This window comes from Burkholderia arboris, assembly GCF_902499125.1.
Lineage (GTDB): Bacteria > Pseudomonadota > Gammaproteobacteria > Burkholderiales > Burkholderiaceae > Burkholderia > Burkholderia arboris.
The window spans coordinates 1-1,070 of record NZ_CABVPX010000077.1 but is presented as its reverse complement, the minus strand read 5'-3'; the positions used below and the strand labels follow the sequence as shown (position 1 = coordinate 1,070).

General features: G+C 64.4%; 1 protein-coding gene and 1 pseudogene. One reads left to right on the top strand and one right to left on the bottom strand.

Translation table 11 applies throughout. The annotated features are described in order from the left end of the window. Positions 1 to 184 precede the first annotated feature (184 nt). Positions 185 to 466 carry a hypothetical protein gene (locus BLA15945_RS37925; RefSeq protein WP_265095832.1) on the bottom strand — a complete coding sequence of 94 codons (282 nt, stop codon included), beginning with the start codon at positions 464 to 466 and terminating at the stop codon, positions 185 to 187. On the opposite strand from BLA15945_RS37925, the pseudogene BLA15945_RS37920 reads away from it, so the two are divergent. Beyond that, positions 426 to 1,070: pseudogene (locus BLA15945_RS37920) on the top strand (ESPR-type extended signal peptide-containing protein); the annotation flags it as partial. The gene BLA15945_RS37925 and the pseudogene BLA15945_RS37920 sit on opposite strands and share 41 nt — an antisense overlap.

The window sequence follows — 1,070 nt, the reverse complement described above, 5'->3', positions numbered from 1 at the left end:
CGCTGTCGACTTCCACGTCGACCGGCCTCTCGTCGGCCACCAGCTCGATCGGCTCGCTGTCCACCGGCCTGAGCTCGGTCACGACGAAGACGAACAACCTGGGCACGAGCACCGCATCGGCACTCGGCGGCGGCTCCACGTACGACCCGACGACCGGCACGGTCTCCGCGCCGGCATATACGACCTACAACGCGAATGGCACGACGTCGACCGCCAACAGCGTCGGCTCGGCGATCAACAACATCAACAGCCAGGGCATCAAGTACTTCCACGCGAACTCGACCGGCGCCGACAGCACCGCGACCGGCACCGACGCCGTCGCCATCGGCAGCGGTGCTGTCGCCAGCACGAACAACTCCGTCGCGCTCGGTGCCAACTCGAAGACCGCCGCGGCAACCCCCACGAGCAGCGCAACCGTCAACGGAGTGACGTTTGGCGGATTCGCCGGCGCCAATCCGAACGGCACCGTCAGCTTCGGTGATGTCGGCAAGGAACGACAAGGCACCAACCTTGCCGCAGGCCAGGTAACCGCGACCAGCACCGACGCGATCAACGGCAGCCAGCTTTATTCGGTCGCCCAGCAGGTCGGTACCGCGACCAGCGCCATTTCGTCGCTGTCGACCTCGACTTCGACGGGTCTCTCGTCGGCTAACAGCTCGATCACCTCGCTTTCGACCTCGACCTCGACCGGTCTGTCGTCGGCTAACAGCTCGATCACGTCGTTGTCGACTTCGACCTCGACGGGTCTCTCGTCGGCAAATAGCTCGATCACCTCGCTGTCGACTTCCACGTCGACGGGCCTGTCGTCGGCTAACAGCTCGATCACCTCGCTGTCCACGTCGACCTCGACGGGCCTCTCGTCGGCTAACAGCTCGATCACCTCGCTGTCGACTTCGACCTCGACGGGTCTCTCGTCGGCAAATAGCTCGATCACCTCGCTGTCCACGTCGACCTCGACGGGCCTCTCGTCGGCTAACAGCTCGATCACCTCGCTGTCGACTTCGACCTCGACGGGTCTCTCGTCGGCAAATAGCTCGATCACCTCGCTGTCGACTTCCACGTCGACGGGC